Below are 20,699 nucleotides of genomic sequence, written 5' to 3' on the forward strand. Positions count from 1 at the left end.
AGTTGGACCAAAGGTCTAGATCGACAAAGGCGGGGCGCTGCTCTGAATGCCGGACGGTTCTCGACGATTTGCGCGGGAAACGACTGATGCCTGAGCATCTCTAGCGAGAGCATCCCGCGGCAGGAAAAAGGTCAATATGAAAAAGCCCATCTTGGGGTCCGCTTCATTGGATCGTCATCAAATGGACAGCCGTTGACCGCCTTTGTCGTAAGGATGAAGGCCGCGGTCAAATAAGTGAAGCGACGCGATGACAAGCGCATCGGAAGGGCGGGTGCGTTTCTGCTTCGCGCAGCGTCAGAGACCAAACAGTTTGGCAGGGATGTCTGGAGGCAACGCGAGTCGCGCCGACATGCCTATCGAGCGTTTCGCCGCCCGCGTCATTGAACATGGTCCAATAGGCTACCCTTTTCTGGCGTCGGGGCCGCCTCCCGAAGCTTGCGTGCATCCTGTGTCGACGAGATGCCGGGGCGAGTGGCCAGCAAAACCGACCGCCTCGCAGGAAGGGAATTGTCCGGGAGGATCCGGTGCACGACGTCAAGCTGTCGGCGCAGTCTCGCGCACTTCCTGGCGCTTGTACAATGCAGGTGGCAATGGGCGCGTCCAGCCCATCGCCTTCCGTTCAGGGGTGGCCGTTGGGTTACTCCATGCCGAGGGCGGCTTTGTAGAGGTCGAGGATCGATTCCTCCTCCTGCCGTTCGGCCTGGTCCTGCTTCCTGAGCCGGATGATGGTCCGGATCGCCTTGGTGTCGAAACCGGTGCCCTTGGCTTCGGCATAGACGTCCTTGATGTCGTCGGCGATCGTCTTCTTTTCCTCTTCAAGCCGCTCGATGCGCTCGATAATCGAGCGGAGCTGGCCCGCGGCAACGGTCTGGCTGGTTTCGGTGATGTCCTCGGCCATCATTGTCTCCTGCAAAGTCATGGGGAAGGCGACTGCCGAGTCGGAGCCGCCCAAGATCGGGCGTTTCGATGCCCGATGAAGGCATAAGGGTCAAGACGAAAGGGATGCCCCGCGGGCAAGGCGTCGCGATCGGCGTTCAACGGGACCGGAAGAGAGGCGTTTCTGCAACGGGTCGCGACTACAGCGTGTTGCGTGTGAACGGACGCACGCAACACGCCGTGGGTCTTTGATTTGACGCATGTCTTTGTCCCGAAACCGGTACCCACTTTCGGGAGACATGCTTTAGCGGTCCGTGACGATCTTGACCTTCTGGCCGGCCGAGACGCTGGCGCCGGGGCCGAGCGCGTTGAGCACGCGGAAGAGGTCGAGCTTGCGGTCGACGCCGACCATGGATGCCGCCAGCGAGCCGACCGTGTCGCCCGGTCGCACCGTCACGATGCGGATGCGCAACGGCTTGAGGGCCGCTTTCTCGGCCGGGGTCAGCAGCTTGAAGCTGCCGCTGACCGATCGCGCGATGCCGTCGAGCGCCGTGCTCGCGGCCGGAGCGGCGGTGAGCAGCCGGTAGACCTGACCGCCGGCCCTTATGACGACGATGTCGAACTGCCATCCGTCGGCGCGGGCGCGCGCCACCGCGGCCTCGTTGCCGTTGATGGTCTCGGCGCGCACGCTGCTCGGATCGAGGCCCGCCACCCATCCGCTGCGGACGTAGTCGACGAGTTGCACCTTCGGATCGAGGGCGACGCCGTCGAAGCGGATCGCGGTCTCGCCCGGGCCGGTCGCGGTGACCGCCGCGGCCGAGTTGTCGATCACGAAGCCCGACGGAACCGAGAAGGAGAGGCCGAGGCGCGGATGCAGAAAGGTGTTGCCGCGCACATAACCTTCGTCGGCGGTGTCGCCGAACAACAGTCCGTCGATGCCGGCGAGGAAGGAATCGCGGTCCCGCGCCCCGACGCCGGGTGCGCCGAACTGCCGTGCATGACCCTGGGCCAGTTCGATGCGCTGCGGCGCGTTCGGGTGGCTGGCCAGGAAGTCGAGGCTGGCGTCGGCGGCGCCGGTCACGCTGCGAAGGTCGCTGTAGGCGGCCATGGATTGCAGGAAACGCGACGCTGCATAGGGGTCGTAGCCGGAGCGCGAGCTGTGGCGAATGCCGATCGCGTCGGCCTCGAGCTCCTGATTGCGCGAGAACTGGGCAAGGCGCAGCTTGCCGCGCACGAGAGCGGCCTTCGCTGCCTGGCTGTCGCCGAGCACGTCGGAAACAACCTTGGTCGCCAGTACCTCCTCGGCCTCCTTCTGCTGGCGCTGCAGGCCGTGATTGGCGGTTACGTGGCCCATCTCATGGGCGATGACGGCGGCGAGTTCGGCGGAATCGTTGGCGAGCGCCAGCAGGCCGCGCGTGACATAGAGATAGCCGCCGGGCAGGGCAAAGGCGTTGACGTTGGGCGAATTCAGAATGGTGATGCGGTAGGCCTGGTTCGGATTGTCCGATTCCGCCGTCAGATTGCCGACGACCTTTGCGACCATGCGCTCCAGCTTGGGGTCGGAGTATTCGCCGCCATAGGTGGCCAGGATGCGCGGATGCTGGCCCCTGGCGAGCTCCGCCAGCCGGTCGTTGCGCGATACCGTGTCGACGGTGACCGGGTTGTTCGACGGCTGGAACGCGTTTTCGCTGAGCGAGTCCGCGGCATTGAACATGCAACCCGACAGCACCGCCATCATCGCGACGGCGGCGGCCAGGCGCAGATGGCGCAGGCGCAGCGGCACGGGGCGGTTCGGAGCCAGAGTCAGGTTCCCATCCTTTCGATTCGTCGACCTGCCCACAGGAGCCGGTCGTAGGCACGACGGACCAGCTTTACGCGACCTAAGCCACAGTCTTCGGCAACATACAAGGATTCGCCGGTGTCCGCGTAAGGACCCTTGGCTGCAAATTATGTCCGCTTCCGGGCAATCCCGCTCGCACGCCTTGTCTGCCCAATATAACGCAGGAAGGCTTCCGGACCAGAGTCTGCGAAGAATTCGGCTGTGGTGCCGGCCGCGGCGATCTTGCCGTCCTCGACGAAGACGACCCGTTCGGCAATCCGCTCGGCATCCCCGGGATGGTGTGTGACGAGCAGTACAGTCGGCCTGCGTTCGGCATGAAGGGCCATGAGGAGGTCCAGCATCTCCTCGCGCAAGGCCGGGCCGAGCGAGGCGAAAGGCTCGTCGAGCAAGAGCACCGGGCGATCCCTGACCAGCACGCGGGCGAGCGCAACCCGCTGACGCTCCCCTCCGGAAAGCTGCCGCGGCAGCCGTTTACCCTTGCCGGCCAATCCGGTGCGCTCCAGAGCCTGGGCGATCGTCGCGCGGTTTTCGGCTGAGAGGCGCAGCGACGGCGACAGGCCGAGACCGACATTGGCCTCCACGGAGAGATGGGCGAAGAGGTTGTTCTCCTGGAAGACCATCGACACCGGGCGCGCCGAGGGCGGCAGGCCCGTGACGTCGTGGCCGTCGATGACGATGCGGCCCGAGGCGGGCGTCTCGAAACCCGCAATCAGGTTGAGCAAGGTCGATTTGCCGGATCCGCTCGGCCCCATGACGGCCGCGAACGCGCCCCGGGGCAGCCCGACGTCGAAATGCAACGATGTCTCGCCATAGCTGAAGCTGATATCGTCGAGCGTGACGCCGCCGATCGTTTCCACATTCATGCCGGCTTCCTTCCCAGCCGATCGGCCGCGAGCATGAGGACGAGGCAGAGCCCCCCGAGCAACAGCGCCAATCCGGCCGCGTCGGCCGTCCGATAGCTGCCCAGGCGCTGGTAAAGCAGATAGGGCAGGGTCTGGACGGCATCGCTGCCGAACAGGGCGATCACGCCGAGATCGCCGAGCGACAAGGCCATGGCGAAAGCGAAGCCGGTCAGCAGCGGCCGGCGCAGCACAGGCAGCTCGACAAGACGCAGCCGGATCCAGCCGGCGAGACCGAGTTGCGCGCACAATCTCTCATGGCGTTCGCTGGCTGCGTCATAGGCCGGGCGAATGGCGCGCACCGCGAAGGGCATCGCCATCACCGCGTTGACGGAAACGACCATGACAGGCGCGAACAGCAGGACGTCGCCGATATGGCGCAGCAGGATGAACCAGCCCGCGCCGACGACGAGCGGCGGCACGACGAGCACGAAGCCGGCGCCGGTGTCGGCCAGGCGCTCCAGCAGGGAAGGCCTTTCACCCCGGCGGCGGCCGAGCTCCAGCGCCCGGCGCGCGGACACCAGGGAAAGGGCTGTCGTCACCGAGATCAATGCGGACAGGAAGGCGAATGCGAGGCTGGTGGTTGCGGCCTTGCGCACGGATGCCTCGCCCACCAGCCGGAGGAGATCGGCTTCGAGACCGCCGATGACCGTCGCGGCCATGGGGCTCACGACGAGCAGGGCTGCGAGCACGATCAGCATCGCATTCAGCACGGTCTCGGCGGCGCCGGCCGCGACGAGGCGTGGCCGCGACACGGGGAGGCCCGTATCGCTTGCGGACGGTGCTCCGATGCGGGCGAGCAGGGCGACGACAGCCATGGCGAGGGCGATCTGCAGCATCGTCAGGGCGGCCGCCCGTGCCGGGTCGAAGTCGAACCGCAGCGCCTGGTAGATCGCCACCTCCAGCGTCGTGGCGCCGGGCCCGCCGCCCAGCGTCAGCACCAGCGTGAACGATGTGATGCACAGCATGAAGACCAGACCGGCGACACCGGGCAGGCTCGCTCGCAGAACCGGCCACTCGATCAGCCGGAAGCTTGCCGTCGCGCCCATGCCGAGCTGGCTCGCCAGCCGCCATTGGTCGGGGGGCACGGTATCGAGCGCTTCGAGGAACAGACGGGTGGCGAGCGGCAGGTTGAAAAAAACATGGGCGATGAGGATGCCCGCGAGGCCGTAGATGCCGGGCCAGCCGTCGGCGCCGAGAAGCGTGAACAGACCGGAGACGTAGCCGGCCCGGCCGAGCAGGGCCAGAATGCCGAGGGCGGCGACGATTGCCGGCAGGCCGAGCGGTACCGCGAACAGGCCGACGAGCCAGCCGCGACCGGGGAAAACGGGATGGCGCGACAGGGCCCGTGCGACTGACATCGCCGGGGCCACCGAAAGCAAGGTCGACAGCAGCGCCTGCCAGAGCGTGAAGCGCACGACACGGGCCATATAGGGGTCGAAGGCGGAGATCGCTCCCGACGGGTCGGCCGCGCCCTCCATGGCGAGACCGGCGAAGGCTCCGCCGACGAGCACGCCGATTGCCGCAAGCGCCGTCGCGCCGGCGGCGACGCGGGCGTCGGTGCGCCGGCGAGTGTGTGGGGTCACGGCGATGTCCCTCAACCGGAGTTCCTCCGGTGGGGAGCGACGTGCGCGCGGTGAGAGGATTGCCCTGGGAGGTTTGCGCCACCCCGCCTGCCGGCACCTTCTTCTCCCCGCATACGGCTAGGGCATGCGCATATTTTCTGCGGGCCAAGACGTTTCTTATGGCCGCCGAGTCGCCTACTTAGCCGTGCCTTGCGGCCTTTGCACCCGGGCGACCCCTCATCCGACCTCGCTTCGCGAGGCCACCTTCTCCCACAAGGGGAGAAGGTCGGAGCCTGGCTTTGGCTGCTCTGCCAATCGTCAACGTCAACGATTGGCCGGAACGCTTCTGCAACTCTTACCTTCTCCCCTTGTGGGAGAAGGTGGCCTCGCGAAGCGAGGTCGGATGAGGGGTATTCCACGAGGTATGCATGTCCTAGCCGCAAGCGGGGAGAAGACTGCCTGCCGCGATGACGGCACCTGGTCCTGCAGCCTCGACGATTGGCGAAATCGCAGAGGACATCGGTCTTCTCCCCGCTCGCGGGGAGAAGGTGCCGGCAGGCGGATGAGGGGCGGCGCCAAGACTGCAGGTACGCAGAGGATCGCGGCAGGGGGAAGGAGGGCGACATTGTCTGTCGACCGCCTCCTACTTGCTGATCGCCGCCAGCCATTCGTCGATCCAGGCCTTGCGGTTCTTCGCCACCTCCTCGGCGCTGAACAGCAGGGACTTGCCCGGCTGGACGAGCTTGCCGAAGGCCGGGTCGAGCGGCTTGTCAGTCTTTCCGGCGGGCAGCATCCAGTTGGTTTCCGGGATGACGTCCTGGAAGGCGGGGCCGGTCATGAAGGCGAGGAACCTCTGCGACAGCGGGTTCTTCGCGCCGTTGACGGTCGCGCCCGCGACCTCGATCTGCAGATAGTGCCCCTCTTCGAAGGCGGCCGCCTTATAGCGTTCGCTGTTTTCGGCGATCATGTGGTAGGCGGGCGAGGTGGTATAGGAGAGCACCATCGGCGCCTCGCCATTGGTGAGCAGGCCATAGGCCTCGCTCCAGCCGGGCGTGACGGTGAGCACGCGCGGCTTCAGCTTCGCCCAGGCTTCGCCGGCCTTGTCGCCATAGACGGATTTCACCCAGAGCAGCAGCCCGAGGCCGGGCGTCGATGTGCGCGGGTCCTGGATGACGATCTTCTCTCGCGGGTCGCCTTCGACCAGTTCCTCCAGGCTTTTCGGCGGGTTTGCGACCTTGTCGCTGTCATAGACCACGGCGAAGTAGCCGTAGTCGTAGGGGACGAAGACGTCGTCGTTCCAGCCGCCCGGCACGGCGAGCGGGGCAAGGCCGGCGCCGTGCGGCGCGAACAGGCCCGTCGCTTTGGCCTCGGCCGTCAGGTTGGTGTCGAGACCGAGCACGATGTCGGCCCTGGTGGCTCCGCCTTCGAGCTTGACCCGGTTGAGCAGAGCGACGCCGTCGGCCACCGACACGAATTGCAGGTCGCATGCGCATTCTGCTTCGAAGGCTTTCTCCACCTGCGGCCCGGGGCCCCAATCGGCGGTGAAACTCTCATAGGTATAGACGGTAAGCTTGCCTTCGGCCGCCGCCGGCCAGGCCAGCGGCACGAGGGCTGCGGTAAGGATCGACAGGAACTTCACGCGCATCGGCACCTCCTTGCGTCGCGTTGACAGGGAAAAGGCGTCGGATGAGCGAACGCATCTAATCCCTCCGCCGGTACAAGCCGGATCAGGTTCAGCGGGTTGGCAGGGGATTTCGCCCTTTGCCTCTCAGCCGGCTCGCGACCCTTGCGCGACCGGCACCCCGTTAGAGCAAGTCCAGACATAGAGCCGGCGAGGGGACACGGCAAGCGGTTGTTTCAAGTGCTCCGGCGTCACGCCTTTCCCTTTTGCCCGACCCCTGATAGAGGCGGGCGCCATGAGCATCTTCACCATTCTGCTCGGCGGCGACCTGATCCGCACGCCCCGCCTCGACGCCCAAACGGCGGGGGCGCGCGTGATCGCTGCCGATTCCGGCATCCGCCACGCCGACACGCTCGACTTGGCCCCGGAACTCTGGGTGGGCGATTTCGATTCCGTTTCCCTGGCGATGGCGGCAAGCTATCCCGAGGTGCCGCGCAAGGTCTTTCCCTCGGGCAAGGACAAGACCGATGGCGAACTCGCGATCGACGCCGCGCTGTCGCGCGGGGCAACGTCGCTGGTGATCGCCGGGGCTTTCGGCGGCCCCCGCGCCGATCATGCCCAGCTGCATCTGGCGCTCGCCATCCGTCTGGCGGAAGCGGGCGTGCCGGTGCTTCTGACCAGCGGCGCGCAGGAAGGCGTGCCGCTGTTGCCCGGCCGCTCCGCCTTCGACTACGAACCCGGCACGCTGTTCAGCGTGCTGGGGTTCAGCGATCTCTCTGGCCTGACGTTACGCGGCGCGCGCTGGCCCCTCAAGGCGGTCGAGGTGCCGTTCGGCTCGTCGCTGACCGTCTCGAACGAGGTCACAGGTGAGCTCTCCGTCGAACTCGGCTCGGGCCGTGCGCTGCTGCTTGCCCATCCCTTCCCGGATACGAACGCATTCTGACCATGGCGCCACCGCTTCTCCGCCTCGACGATATCAGGCTCACATTCGGCGGCACGCCGCTGCTCGACGGCGCAGCACTCTCGGCCTCGGTCGGTGACAAGATCGCGCTCGTCGGCCGCAACGGTTCCGGCAAGTCGACGCTGCTCAAGATCGCCGCCGGGCTGGCCGAGCCGCAGGATGGCGAGGTCTTCCGCCAGCCTTCGGCGACCGTGCGCTACCTGCCGCAGGCCCCCGACATGGACGATTTCGCAACGGTCCGCGCCTATGTCGAGGCGGGGCTCGGGCCTGCCGACGATCCGCATCGCGTCACCTATCTTCTCGACCATCTCGGTCTCTCCGGCGACGAGCGTCCCGACGATCTTTCCGGCGGCGAGGCAAGGCGGGCCGCGCTCGCCAAGGTGATGGCGCCTGAGCCCGACATATTGCTGCTCGACGAGCCGACCAACCATCTCGACCTGCAGGTGATCGAATGGCTGGAGGAGGAACTCATCCGCTCTTCCTCCGCACTGATCGTCATCTCCCACGACCGGCGGTTCCTGGAGAGGGTGTCGCGCGCCACGGTCTGGCTCGACCGCGGCCAGACGCGGCGCCTCGACAAGGGTTTCGGCCATTTCGAGGAGTGGCGCGACATCCTTCTCGAAGAGGAAGAGCGCGAGCAGCACAAGCTCGGCCGCCAGATCGTCCGCGAGGAGCACTGGCTGCGCTACGGCGTCACAGCGCGCAGGAAGCGCAACATGCGCCGGCTGGGCGAACTGCAGGCGATGCGGCAGCGGTTCCGCAGCCATCGCGGCGCCGAAGGCCTGGCCAACATGGTCGCCAGCGAGGCGGCAGAATCGGGCAAGCTGGTGATCGAGGCCAAGGGCATTTCGAAAAGCTTCGGCGATCTCGTCGTGGTCCGCGATTTCTCGACCCGCATCCAGCGCGGCGATCGCGTCGGCCTGGTCGGGCCCAACGGCGCCGGCAAGACGACGCTGCTCAAGATGCTCACCGGCGCGCTGGCGTCCGATACCGGTACGGTCCGGCTCGGCACCAATCTCGAGATCGCCACGCTCGACCAGAAGCGCGAAGCGGTCGACCCCGAGGAGACGCTGGCGCACTACCTGACCGACGGGCGCGGCGAGACGGTCGTGGTCAACGGCGAGGAGCGTCATGTCGTCTCCTGGATGAAGGACTTCCTGTTCAAGCCCGAACAGGCCCGCACGCCGGTACGCGAACTCTCCGGCGGCGAGCGGGCGCGGCTGATCCTGGCGCGGGTGCTCGCCCGCCCGGCCAATCTGCTTGTTCTCGACGAGCCGACCAACGATCTCGACATGGAGACGCTGGAACTGCTGCAGGAACTGGTTGCGGGCTATCCCGGAACGGTGATCCTAGTCAGCCACGACCGCGACTTCCTCGACCGCACCGTCACCAGCACCATCGCGCCCGACGGTGCCGGCCGCTGGATCGAATATGCGGGCGGCTACTCCGACATGCTCGCCCAGCGCGGCGGGACCAGGCTCGATGACCGCAAGGCGGCGCGCGCCAAGAACGGCGCCGCTGGCAGCGGCTCTGCCGCAAAGGAGGCGCCCGAGGCGCCGAAGGGACCGGCGAAAAAACTCTCCTACAAGCAGAAATTCGCGCTCGAGACCTTGCCGAAGAAGATGGAGGAAGCCGCAGCCGTCGTCGCCAGGCTCGAGGAGAAGCTTGCCGACCCGGTTCTCTTCTCGCGCGATCAAGCGACCTTCAACAAGACGGTCGCCGCGCTCGACAAGGAACGCGCCAGCCTCGCCGCCATGGAAGAGGAGTGGCTCGAGCTGGAGATGCTGCGCGAAGAGATCGAGGGCGCCTGAGCGGAGCAGCGTCCGAGCCATCCTCGTCTGCACCAGGAAGTGGCCGATCCGGATGCTTGCCGGCCGGGGGCCGCACCGGCATCATGCCAGCATGACCAATGTCCTTTTGCGACCGGCGCGAGACGGCGAATGTGGCGAGCTCAGCGCGCTCTGCCTGCGCTCGAAGGCAGTGTGGGGTTATGACGCGGCCTTCCTGGAGGCCTGCCGCGCGGAACTGTCGATCCGGCCGGCCGATCTCGATCCCGGGCTGCTGCACGTCGCCGAGGTCGACGGCAAGCTCGTTGGGGTCGTCCAGATCACGCCGGAAGGGGCGGACCTCCATCTCGACAAGCTCTTCATCGATCCCGGAATCCTGCGCACCGGCATCGGCAGGCGGCTCCTGGATTGGGCGGTGAGCCGGGCAGCGGAACTCGGCGCGGCGCGGCTGGTCATCGATGCCGATCCGGGTGCGGCCGATTTCTATCGCAGGATGGGAGCGACCGATGCCGGCGTCGTTGCCTCGGGCTCGATACCGGGGCGGTTCCTTCCAAGGCTTGAACTGCTGTTGGCAGACCCGGCGGGGCGATAGACCGGATCTTGTCGCGGGCACGCCACGAGGCGATACGATGTTGCACTGCATCATCCGGCGCTGATATCCTAGCAGCCTGTCGGACTTGAGGCGGCATCCAAGATGCGATTCAGTTTCATGGATTGATTCTCCTGGATTGAGCGCCGCCAATGAGCAATTTCCGCCAGGTCGACCGTGAGACGGGTTTTTTGCTTCCGCCCTCGGTGGACGAATGGCTGCCGGAGCGGCATCTGGCGCGCTTCGTGGTGGAGGTGATCGATCAGTTGGACCTGTCGCGGACGGTCAAGGCCTATCGCGGCGCGGGCTCGGCCTCCTATCATCCGAGCGTCTTGCTTGGCCTGCTGGTCTACGGCTACGCCACCGGGGTTTTCTCGAGCCGCAAGCTGGAGCGGGCGACTTACGATTCGGTGGCGTTTCGCTTCATCGCCGCCAACGACCATCCCGACCACGACACCATTGCCGCCTTCCGCCGTCGCTTCCTTGGTGACATCGAGCGGCTGTTCACCGAGGTCCTGGTGCTGGCCCGGGAAGCCGGAATGCTGAAGCTTGGAACGGTGGCGCTGGACGGCACCAAGGTGCACGCCAATGCCAGCCGGCACAGCGCGCTGTCCTGGGAGCATGCGAGCAGGATCGAGGCGCAGTTGAAGACCGAGGTGAAGGAACTGATGGCGCTGGCCGAGGCGGCCGACAAGGCGGATGTGCCGGACGGCATGTCGGTTCCCGAGGAACTGGCCCTTCGCGAGAAGCGGCTGCGGCGGATCGCCGAGGCCAAGGCGACGATCGAGGCGCGTGCCAGGGAGCGCTTTGGGCGCGAGCAGGCCGAGCATGAAGCCAAGCTGAAGGCGCGCGAAGAGAAGGCGAAGAAGCGCGGTCGCAAGCCCGGCGGCAAGCCGCCACTGCCGCCGACCGCCGACCCGGGACCCAAGGATCAGGTCAATCTGACGGACGCGGATTCGCGCATCATGCCGGTGGCCGGCGGCGGCTTCGATCAGGCCTACAACGCCCAGGCCGCGGTGGCGGCCGGCAGCATGCTGGTGGTTTGCAACGACGTGGTGCAGGCGGCCAACGACAAGCAGCAGATCGCGCCGATGCTGGACAAGCTGGCCGCCGTTGCCGCAACGCTGGGCAGCGCCGAGACGCTGCTGGCCGACAGCGGCTATTTCAGCCAGGCCAATGTCGCGGCCTGCGTCGAGGCCGGGATCACGCCGATGATCGCACCGGGCCGTGAGCACCACAATCGATCCTGGAAGGAACGCTTCGCCGCCGCGCCGCCGGCGCCGCAGAACCCGACACCGGTGGAGGCGATGCAGCATCGGCTGGCGACGCCGGAAGGCCGCAAGGTCTATGCGCTGCGCAAGCAGACACCCGAGCCCGTGTTCGGCATCATCAAATCGGTCATGGGCTTCCGACAGTTTCACCTGCGCGGCCTCGAAAACGTCAAAGGAGAGTGGAACCTGGTCACCATGGCCTGGAACATGAAGCGGATGTTCGCCCTCTGCCGGGCATGAGGGCGTGGCGCCCATTCCGGCGCCGCTCGATCCATCGTCGAAGGGCCGAAGTGCATCATCAAAAGACCCAGATCATGAAATTTTCGCCGACCCATCCCTGTTCACTCAATCTCAATTGCCCCAGCCCGACAGGCTGCTAGCGTTGGGGGAGCACGCCGGCCGGAACGCGAATGTCGTCCAAAGGGTGCCACATTGTGGTCGTAGGTGCCTCGGCAACTGGACCCTGGAACTCGATCGTCCGCGCCACGTGGCACGGCTTCAAGCCAGGGCATTGCGAGGCTCGTCGAGCAGGGGCGGCGACAATACGGAAGGCGATTCCAGCCCAGATGCGGCAAATTCGAGACATAACGTTGGCAAGCATGGCGGCGTCCTGCGGCGTGCTTGATGCTTTGTCGGTGTGACAATGTCGCGTCTGGTGCCTCCAGCGTTCCCGATGATGAAAAAAGCGCTCGGTTCCCGGTCGCGCATGCTGCCGGCAGTGGTGCTCCTCGGCCTCGTCGGCGCCGGACTTGAAGGCATCGGCATCGGCCTCGTCATCCCCCTGCTGGGCATCATCACCGGCGGCGCGGCGTCTGCTCAAATGAGCGGCCTTTCGGCGATCTTCCAGAGTTTCGGCCAGACGCTGAGCGACGACGTCCGCCTGATGGTGATCGCCGGCTTCATTCTTGCCCTGATCATCCTCAAGAACGTCATCGCCTACGCCAACACGGTGCTCACCGCTTTCATCTATGGCAAGGCCGGCCATTCGATCCGAAGCGCCTTGTCGGAGCAGTTGCTGCGCGTGGGCTATTCCTTCTTCCTGCAGCAAAGTCCCGGACGGCTGCTCAACATCATTTCGAACGAGTCCTGGCGCGCCTCGGACGCGATCCAGACCGGACTTGCGATCCTCGTGAATGCTTCGGCGGCGATCATCCTCCTGGCTTTCCTTCTGCTCCTGTCATGGAAGATGACCTTGCTCGTCGCACTCGGCCTGTTCGCGATCCAGGCCGTGCATGCCCTGCTTTCGGCCAGCCTCAAGGTGCCGAGCCGCCGTGTCACCGCACTCAACAGCGAGCTTGCCTCGCGCATGCTGCATCTCGTCCACGCAGGGCGTCTGACGCGGATCTTCGGCCAGGAGGTAAGGGAAAAGGCGGTGTTCGACACGGCATCCGATGCGGTGCGGCGCGCGGCCTTCTCGCTGCAGGTCCGGCAAGGGTCGTTGCCGCTTCTTTCCGAGACGCTCCACGCCGCGCTGTTCCTCGGGGTGATCGTCGGCGCCGCCCTGGGCGGTGTGAGCTTTCCCCTGATCGCCGCCTTCGTGATCCTGCTTTATCGCCTTCAGCCGCATGTCCGGGCCCTGCAGTACGCCTGGAGCCAGTTCCAGGGCTGGAGCGGATCGCTCGAGGAAGTGACGTGGCTGCTGGATTCGTCCGACAAGCCCAGGGCACCGCATGGCAATCTGCCCTATGACGGACTGAGCCGACACGTCCAGTTCGACGAAGTGTCGTTCACCTATGCCGGCGCGGAAACCCGCGCCGTGGTCCTGCAGTCGGCCAGTTTCGAGATCCGCGCGGGACGGTCGACGGCGCTGGTCGGCCGGTCGGGTGCCGGCAAGACGACCATCGTCAATCTGCTGTGCCGGTTCGTCGATCCCGACGCCGGTGCGATCCTCGTCGATGGCATCCCCCTCGACCAGATCGATCCCGTGCAGTGGCGACGCCAGATCGCGCTGGCCAGCCAGGATCTGGAACTGGTGGACGGAACGATACTGGACAACATCATCTACGGGCAGGAGCGGGCCACGGCTGCCGATGCCGAGCGCGCGGCGAAACTCGCCGAGGCGCATGCCTTCATCGAGGAACTGCCGCAGCGCTACGACACGATCGTCGGATATCGAGGCGCGAACCTTTCGGCCGGTCAGCGGCAACGCATCGCGCTGGCGCGGGCCCTGGTGCGCGACCCAGACATATTGATCCTCGACGAAGCGACCAATGCCCTCGACGGCCTCTCCGAGGCAGCGATCATCGAGACGCTCAAATCGAGGGCGGGCAAACGCACGACGATCGTCATCAGCCATCATCGCAGTACGATCTCGTTTTGCGACGACATCGTGGTGCTGAGCGAGGGCCGCGTGAAAGGGCAGGGACCATTGGCCGCGCTGGGGCCGCTCGAGATGGATGCGCTTTACGAATATGAGGCGGCGAATTGAGGCGGCCTTCTCCTCAACTGCGTCGATCGAATTCCATAATCACCACCTCGCCCGCGCCTGCGTCCGGGTCAATTGCGCTTTTCGAGGAAGTGCTCCTGTCCTTTGTTCTGCGCAACTCCGGGCGCGAGTCTCTTGCGCGCCCTTGCCGGAATTGCCCCAGCCTGTTTCCTGCCATGCGCCCCAGCAGTGCCAGGGCTATGAACTTGAGCACTCCGGCCAGGTTCATCGCAACCATCGGCCAGTAGGACAGACGCAGCCCCTCATCGAAGCAAGGTCCTCCGAGACTCTCTCTCCAGGCCGAACGCCCGGTCCAATACAGGTGACGCAAAAGCCAGGGGGCGCTGCGGCAGTGCTTTGCATAGAGGCCGCCGTTTCCAATGTTGTAGTTGGCATAGATCGAGCGGATCGCTCGCCGCGTCCGCCGCCCGTGGTGATGGAACACGGTCATGTCGGGCACATATTCGACCGGGATGCCCAATAGGTGGGCGCGCAGCAGAAAGTCTGTGTCCTCTGCCGCGTGGAGGGCGGCACCTGCGCCGAAACGCTCGTCGAACGAGCCGACGAGCGCCGCGACTTCGCGGTGCATCGTCATGTTGCAGCCCTGGATGAAGCCGCCGGGATGGGTCGCGCGCACGAAACGCTCGGTCGCGGGCGAGGTCTTTATGGTGAAAGGGAGGTCTGCAGGATCGCCCAGTTCGACACGGCCGCCGCGGATGATGCAGCCGTCCCCTTCTGCATAGTGTCGCTCCAGATCATCGAGATAGTGGCGACTCAACCGGATGTCGTCATCGACGAACACGAGGATATTGCCCCGCGCACGCGCCATACCGGCGTTGCGTGCCGCGGCCAGCCCCCGTCGCGCCTCCGAAACAATCGTCATCGGCAATTCCGACGAATCGGCCAGTCGCGGGAGCAACTGCGCCGTGCCGTCGGTCGAGCCGTTGTCGACCACCACGACTTCGATATGGCATTGAGGACGGGCCTTCGATGCATCTTCAATTGACAGCAAGCAGGCTTCCAGCGCAGCGGCGCGGTTGCGCGTGCACACAATGAAACTTGCCCGGAGCGGATGGTCCCGGTCGGCATGGGCGTGCCGTGGCATGCCTTCGCGCGGGTCGCATTGCGCCGCGACCGGATTCGAACGGCCGCTCATTCCTGCCAATGCCCGGCAGGTGGAAGTATGGATGAGGCGGGCACCGAACTCATGTAGCGGATCGCCTCGCCCAGGCGCTTGTTCGCCGCCAGGGAAAGAAGGCTGAGCCCCGGTGCGAGGGAGCCGGCCTGCCAGGCGTATCTCTCACGCCGCCTGATGAGTCCCCATTTGCCGGTCTCGTCCAGGAACTGTCGTGTCAACTCCGGCCGCTTCTCGTCGGCGATCATCGTGTAGATGAAATAGAAGAGATTGAGCCAGCCGGCTTCGTAGCTCGTGCGCGACGGCGCCGAGGTCGCCGCAACCGCCGTCTCGAGCCGAAGGACATAGTCGGCGGCGGCGCGCACGGATTCGGGTGTTGCCTCTTTGGCGATCGAGCGAAGCAGTCGGTGATCGGGCATTAGACCTTCTTGCCGAAGATTTTCGCCGACGATGTTGAGATGCGTCGCACGCATGCGCTTCTTGTGCCGGCTGGTCACGCTGCCGTCATGCGTGCGATAGGCGATCAGGCTCTCTTCCATCATCACCGCCGGGAAATGCGCGGTTATCCGCCTGAACAGGTCAAAATCCTCGGCATGGGGGTAACGCGCGTCGTAGTGCAGGAGCGCGTCCGGGAGCACGTCTCGGTTGTAGACCACGGTCGAATGGATGAAGATCGTGAAGAACAGCGACAGGATACGCAGATCCCCGGTTGCGAAGATCGGGTCCCCGATTCCGCGGAACAGGCGGCTGCCGACGAGGCTGTCCACGCCGCCGCCGCAGATCGCGACCGCCGGGTCCCGCTGTAACACCGCCACCTGGCGCGACAGACGGAACGGATAGGCGATGTCGTCGGCATCCATTCTCGCGACGAGCTCGCCGCCGGCCAGTTCCAGTCCTTCGTTCAATGACGCGATCAGTCCCCTGTTCTCGCGCGATACGATGCGGATGCGGCTGTCGGCCCTGCGGAACTTCTCCAGAATCCGAAGCGAGGCGTCCGTCGAACCATCGTCGATCGCGATGACCTCGATCCGCCTGTAATCCTGCCGAAGAATGCTGCCGAGCGCCGCGTCGAGATAGGCGCCGCCGTTGTAGACCGGCAGGAGGACCGAGACGAGGGGCATACCTCTTCCCTGGCGGCGGGCCGTCGTCGCCGGTCGCGCTTCGACCATTGGTGGCGGGGGTGGGATCACGCGGCCTCCATCGCGGGATGGCCAGTCCCGGCCCTGGTCTTTGGGGGCCGATCGACCTCCGTCCCGGGCGCGACCAATGGTGTGAGGGGGAAGTAACGCTTGAAGCCGTTGATCGGCTTTTCCAGAAGCAGCCATGAAAGGTAAGCAACCGCCAGGGTCGCCGCGCCGCCCACAGTCAGCCAGCCCAGCCCGTAGTCGGACATATCCATCGGGATCCATGGCTGGGCCTTGATCACCAGCGCCAGCACGACGATGTGGTAGAGATAGAGGCCGTAGCTGATGCGGCCGAGCGCTCGCAGCGGCGACCAGTCGATGAACCTGCCGACTGCGCCCTTGAACCCTGTCGATGCGAGGCCCACGAGAACGACGAGCGGCGCAAGAGGAAGTACTTCCCTCGCGATCCACAGCAGCCACTGGAGAAGCGGGCCGGTCGGCTTGGGATCGAGCCAGGACAAGACGATAAAGGCGCCGCCCAGGATCAGCGCCGCGGGTTTCAGTCCGCGCGGCCAGGCTGCCGTCCCGGCGCGGCAGACCGCCAGAAGGCCCCCGGCGGCAAGCGCGTCCATGGAGGCCGGAGGAAGCAGGTCGCGGGCGATGGTCGGCGTGCCGGTGAGCGGCCAACAGAGGCGGTAGGCGAGCGACAATGCGATGAAGGCGATGCAGATGCGCCCGAGGAAACGCATGGGCGCTGTGAGCATGATCAGCGGCCAGACGAGATAGAACTGCTCCTCGATGCTGAGCGTCCAGCTATGCACCAGCACCCAGGGCATCCATTCGCCGCGGACCGCATACCAGAAGTTCGAGAGGAACAGCGCCTGCCACGCCAGCCCGTCCCGGGCCTGCTCCAGATCGATCGCTCCGACAAATGCCAGCATGGCGAAATAGGCTGGGAAAATCCGAAGCACGCGCCGTGCATAGAAGAACTTCAGCGCATGTCGCAGGTCGAAATCCGCGCTTCTGCGTGCCTGCAGCAGGATGCGGGTGATCAGGAAACCGCTGAGGACGAAGAAGAGACGGACACCCAGATGTCCAAGGTTGGAGCCCGGCACTGCAAAATGCGCATAAAGGACCAGGAGAACGGCGAGGGCCCTGACACTATCGAGCTGTCTATCGTACAAGTTGAATCCCCGCATTCGGTTCGAGAGTGAACCGTGCAGATCGTTACGCTCCCCATTCTAGACTGTTAGTGGTGTTGATATTGCGGCGCAAGAAATTGAGTGTTGCACTGCGATACAGGATGTGATCGCAGTCTCTACTTTGCCGCTGGCTGCCTTGTCGGCTTGCAATTCGGCGACAGTTTCGGATGCGTTCGCGTGGCTCCAAGGGAGCGCACGATCCGTTCCGGGAATTTGCGTCCAGGAAGGCGAATGGGCTCGAGGCGGCTCAGGTCCGCTTTGCCGTCAGCTTCGCGGCCAGGGCTTCCATCCGGTCGGACAGGCCGCCGAGCGCGCCGGTCAGGGCGGCGTCGTTCTTGTCGGCCTTGATCAGAGCGTCGTCGCGGGTCTTGCGGAGCGTGACGATCTCGCTCTCCATGCCCTTCACGCGCTTCTGCAGTTCCGACAGCTCGTCCATGACCATGATCCCGGCCATGACTGTCAGCCTCTGGTCGCCGATCTCGCCGAAGGAATCCTTGAGATGGGAGACATAGCGGTCGAAATGCTGGGCAAGACCGATCAGGTGCTCTTCCTGGCCTTCGTCGCAGGCCATCCGATACTGCTTGCCGTCGATCGTCACGGTCACTTGCGGCATGGCGTCACCTGTCGAGCACGGCGCGAATGGTTTCCATGGCGGTCACGAGCCGGCGGGAGACTTCCTTGTTGGCTTCCTCGAGACGCTCGGCGCGCGCCTCGGAATTGTCCAGCTCCTGCGCGAGCCGCGCCCTGTCGGCGTTCATGCGCTGCACTTCGGCTTCGGCCTCGGAATAGTCCTGGTCCTGCTCCAGTCGCGCGGTCACGGCATTTTCCAACGCCTCGATCGCCTTGCCGAGCCGTCCGATGACCTCCTTGAGTGTTGCTTCTCCGGTCATGGCTCCTGTTCCAAGCCCGCCCAGCATCGAATCGCACGCATTCCAAACGCGTTGCCCGGGAAAGCTTATGCGGGGCGCGAAGCGGGCGTCAACAAAGCTCTTGGCGCTTTCCCCTCCATTTGTGCCGGCGAGCCGGGTGTGGCGGCCCTACCCGCCGGCAAGGCTCGTCCGGGCCACTCGGCTTTGGTGCAAGCTGGCGGTCTGATCGACCATAGGTGCTTGTTAAATCGTTTTAGGCGTGACGCGGCGACGCAACCCGATTTATTGACTCCATACGGCCAACTGCTATGTGTCCCCCAGCCTTGGAAGGGGCCAGGCCAATCGCCCCCGAAACCCTCCGAACCCTGCGAGCGATCATGAGCAACCGCGAAAAACACGACCGGATGGCGAATGCGATCCGCTTCCTTTCCATGGACGCCGTCGAGAAGGCCAATTCGGGGCACCCCGGCCTGCCGATGGGCGCGGCCGACATCGCGACGGTGCTGTTCACGCGCTTCCTGAAATATGATCCGAAGAACCCGCGCTGGCCCGATCGCGACCGCTTCGTGCTGTCGGCGGGGCACGGGTCGATGCTGCTCTATTCGCTGCTCTATCTGACCGGCTACGAAGACGTCACGATCGACGAAATCAAGAGGTTCCGTCAGCTCGGATCGCGCACCGCCGGCCATCCCGAATACGGCCACGCCGCCGGCATCGAGACGACCACCGGTCCGCTCGGCCAGGGCCTTGCCAATTCGGTGGGCATGGCGCTCGCCGAGCGCATCCTCAACGCCAAATTCGGCGACGACCTCGTCGACCACTATACCTACGTGCTGGCCGGCGACGGCTGCCTGATGGAAGGCATCTCGCAGGAGGCCCTGGCGCTGGCCGGCCATCTGCAGCTCAGCAAGCTGATCGTCATCTGGGACCACAACAACATCTCCATCGACGGCCCCGTGTCGCTTGCGGACAATACGGACCAGCTCGCGCGCTTCGCGGCGTCCGGCTGGAATACGCTGGCATGCGACGGCCACGACCCCGACCAGATCGCCGACGCGCTGGAGCGCGCCCGCGGTTCCAACCGGCCGACGCTGATCGCGGCCAAGACCACGATCGGCTTCGGTGCGCCGACCAAGGCCGGCACCAACAAGGTGCATGGCTCGCCGCTGGGCGCCGATGAAGTCGCGGCCGCCCGCAAGACGCTCGGCTGGGACGCCGCACCCTTCGAGGTCCCCTCCGACATCCTCGACGCCTGGCGCCTGGCCGGCCTCAATGCCGGAAAGAAGCGGGCGCCATGGGAGAAGCGGCTCGCGGTCGCCGATGCCGAGGTCCGCGCCGAGTTCGAGCGGCGCATGCGCGGGGAGCTTCCGGGCGGACTCGACGCCGCGATCGCCGACTACAAGCAGAAGCTGGCCGCCGACAGGCCGAAGGTCGCGACCCGCAAATCCTCCGAGATGGCGCTTGAAGTCATCAACGGCATCGTGCCCGAGACGATCGGCGGCTCGGCCGACCTGACCGGTTCCAACAACACCAAGACCAGCCAGACCAAGGCGATCGCCGCGGGCGACTACGGCAACCGCTACGTCCATTACGGCATCCGCGAGCACGGCATGGCCGCGGCCATGAACGGGATGACGCTGCATGGCGGCGTCATCCCCTATGGCGGCACCTTCCTGTGCTTCTCCGACTATGCGCGTCCGGCGATGCGTCTCGCCTCGCTGATGGGCATCCGGACGATCTTCGTGATGACCCACGATTCCATCGGCCTCGGCGAGGACGGCCCGACCCACCAGCCCGTCGAGCACCTGGCCGCACTGCGCGCCATCCCGAACCACACCGTGTTCCGCCCGGCCGACGCGACCGAGGCGGCGGAATGCTGGCAGATCGCGCTGGAGACGCCAAAGACGCCGTCGACGCTGGCCCTGACGCGCCAGAATCTGCCTGCCGTGCGCACCGAATACACGGAAGAGAACCTGTGCCGCTACGGCGCCTACGAACTGGCCAAGGCCGACGGCGCGGCTGCGGTCACCATCTTCGCCTCCGGGTCGGAAGTGGAGATCGCGCTGGCCGCCCGCAGCCTGCTGCAGGCGCAGGGCCATGCGACACGCGTCGTGTCCGTTCCCGCCTTCGAGTTGTTCGAGAAGCAGGCCGACAGCTACAAGGCCGCCATCCTCGGTGATGCTCCCGTCAGGGTCGCCATCGAGGCGGGCATCCGGCAGGGCTGGGACCGCTTCATCGGCACCGACGGCATCTTCATCGGCATGACCGGCTTCGGCGCGAGCGGCACGATCGAGCAGCTCTACCCGCATTTCGGCATCACCGCGGATGCGGCCGTCCAGGCTGTCACGGCGCATCTGGCCAGGCGTTGAGGCCCCCGGCCCTTGGTCAAACCGGTTTGATCAAGGGCGCATGGCGGGGCGCGACAAAAGCCCGCTCCGCCGTGGATTCCGTTCAAACGATTTGACCGTCGGCAGCCGCTGGATTCTTGGCGCGGCCATGGTTAAGAAGCGGCGGGCACCGTTTCAACCCGCTTTC

At 65.6% G+C, this 20,699-nt stretch carries 16 protein-coding genes and 1 riboswitch; of the genes, 6 read left to right on the plus strand and 10 right to left on the minus strand.

Translation table 11 applies throughout. The annotated features are described in order from the left end of the window. Positions 1–637: 637 nt before the first annotated feature. The 5 genes from JN280_RS11810 to thiB all read right to left on the minus strand — a co-directional run bounded on the left by JN280_RS11810 (position 638) and on the right by thiB (position 6,825). The gene (locus tag JN280_RS11810; RefSeq protein WP_202312353.1) at positions 638–898 is read right to left on the minus strand and encodes a DUF2312 domain-containing protein; all 261 of its coding nucleotides are present in this window, start codon (positions 896–898) and stop codon (positions 638–640) included. Between the two features lie 282 nt (positions 899–1,180). Further along, complete coding sequence (locus tag JN280_RS11815; protein ID WP_202314702.1) at positions 1,181–2,614, minus strand: M48 family metalloprotease; 1,434 nt, start codon at positions 2,612–2,614, stop codon at positions 1,181–1,183. 209 nt (positions 2,615–2,823) lie between these two features. Continuing rightward, positions 2,824–3,579, minus strand: coding sequence for a thiamine ABC transporter ATP-binding protein (thiQ, locus tag JN280_RS11820; RefSeq protein WP_202312354.1), 756 nt, complete (start codon positions 3,577–3,579; stop codon positions 2,824–2,826). Continuing rightward, positions 3,576–5,201, minus strand: a complete 1,626-nt coding sequence (gene thiP / locus JN280_RS11825; protein WP_202312355.1) for a thiamine/thiamine pyrophosphate ABC transporter permease — start codon at positions 5,199–5,201, stop codon at positions 3,576–3,578. The genes thiQ and thiP overlap by 4 nt, the downstream gene beginning before the upstream one ends. A gap of 622 nt (positions 5,202–5,823) precedes the next feature. Next, positions 5,824–6,825: a thiamine ABC transporter substrate binding subunit gene (gene thiB / locus JN280_RS11830; protein ID WP_202312356.1), complete on the minus strand. Its 1,002-nt coding sequence runs from the start codon at positions 6,823–6,825 to the stop codon at positions 5,824–5,826. 42 nt (positions 6,826–6,867) lie between these two features. Beyond that, a riboswitch (TPP riboswitch) is annotated at positions 6,868–6,995 on the minus strand. 101 nt (positions 6,996–7,096) lie between these two features. Here thiB and JN280_RS11835 point away from each other — a divergent pair. From JN280_RS11835 to JN280_RS11855, 5 genes are all read left to right on the plus strand, one after another. Then, positions 7,097–7,744, plus strand: a complete 648-nt coding sequence (locus tag JN280_RS11835) for a thiamine diphosphokinase (RefSeq protein ID WP_202312357.1) — start codon at positions 7,097–7,099, stop codon at positions 7,742–7,744. Positions 7,745–7,746: 2 nt separating this feature from the next. After that, positions 7,747–9,573 carry an ABC-F family ATP-binding cassette domain-containing protein gene (locus tag JN280_RS11840; protein WP_202312361.1) on the plus strand — a complete coding sequence of 609 codons (1,827 nt, stop codon included), beginning with the start codon at positions 7,747–7,749 and terminating at the stop codon, positions 9,571–9,573. A gap of 91 nt (positions 9,574–9,664) precedes the next feature. After that, positions 9,665–10,141 (plus strand): GNAT family N-acetyltransferase, encoded by a 477-nt coding sequence (locus JN280_RS11845; RefSeq protein ID WP_202312363.1) that lies wholly within the window; start codon positions 9,665–9,667, stop codon positions 10,139–10,141. A 149-nt stretch (positions 10,142–10,290) separates the two neighbouring features. After that, complete coding sequence (locus tag JN280_RS11850; RefSeq protein ID WP_202312365.1) at positions 10,291–11,649, plus strand: IS1182 family transposase; 1,359 nt, start codon at positions 10,291–10,293, stop codon at positions 11,647–11,649. A 433-nt stretch (positions 11,650–12,082) separates the two neighbouring features. Beyond that, a complete protein-coding gene (locus JN280_RS11855) occupies positions 12,083–13,837 on the plus strand; it encodes an ABC transporter ATP-binding protein (protein ID WP_446720822.1) in 1,755 nt (584 codons plus the stop codon). A gap of 13 nt (positions 13,838–13,850) precedes the next feature. Here JN280_RS11855 and JN280_RS11860 read toward each other — a convergent pair whose 3' ends face one another. The 5 genes from JN280_RS11860 to JN280_RS11880 all read right to left on the minus strand — a co-directional run bounded on the left by JN280_RS11860 (position 13,851) and on the right by JN280_RS11880 (position 18,185). Then, positions 13,851–14,990 (minus strand): glycosyltransferase family 2 protein, encoded by a 1,140-nt coding sequence (locus JN280_RS11860; protein ID WP_202312369.1) that lies wholly within the window; start codon positions 14,988–14,990, stop codon positions 13,851–13,853. Continuing rightward, positions 14,987–16,090, minus strand: a complete 1,104-nt coding sequence (locus JN280_RS11865) for a glycosyltransferase family 2 protein (RefSeq protein WP_202312371.1) — start codon at positions 16,088–16,090, stop codon at positions 14,987–14,989. Before JN280_RS11865 ends, JN280_RS11860 begins: the two co-directional genes overlap by 4 nt. Before the next feature lie 65 nt (positions 16,091–16,155). Beyond that, positions 16,156–17,292 (minus strand): acyltransferase family protein, encoded by a 1,137-nt coding sequence (locus JN280_RS11870; protein WP_202312373.1) that lies wholly within the window; start codon positions 17,290–17,292, stop codon positions 16,156–16,158. A gap of 250 nt (positions 17,293–17,542) precedes the next feature. Next, positions 17,543–17,908 carry a cell division protein ZapA gene (locus JN280_RS11875; RefSeq protein WP_202312374.1) on the minus strand — a complete coding sequence of 122 codons (366 nt, stop codon included), beginning with the start codon at positions 17,906–17,908 and terminating at the stop codon, positions 17,543–17,545. A gap of 4 nt (positions 17,909–17,912) precedes the next feature. After that, positions 17,913–18,185: a DUF4164 domain-containing protein gene (locus JN280_RS11880; RefSeq protein WP_202312375.1), complete on the minus strand. Its 273-nt coding sequence runs from the start codon at positions 18,183–18,185 to the stop codon at positions 17,913–17,915. Between the two features lie 356 nt (positions 18,186–18,541). Between JN280_RS11880 and tkt the strand changes: the two genes are divergently transcribed. Beyond that, entirely contained in the window at positions 18,542–20,533 is a 1,992-nt protein-coding gene (gene tkt, locus JN280_RS11885; RefSeq protein WP_202312376.1) for a transketolase, read from the plus strand. Positions 20,534–20,699 lie beyond the last annotated feature (166 nt).

Origin of the sequence: Mesorhizobium sp. L-8-10 (assembly GCF_016756635.1) — a bacterium.
Taxonomy (GTDB): domain Bacteria; phylum Pseudomonadota; class Alphaproteobacteria; order Rhizobiales; family Rhizobiaceae.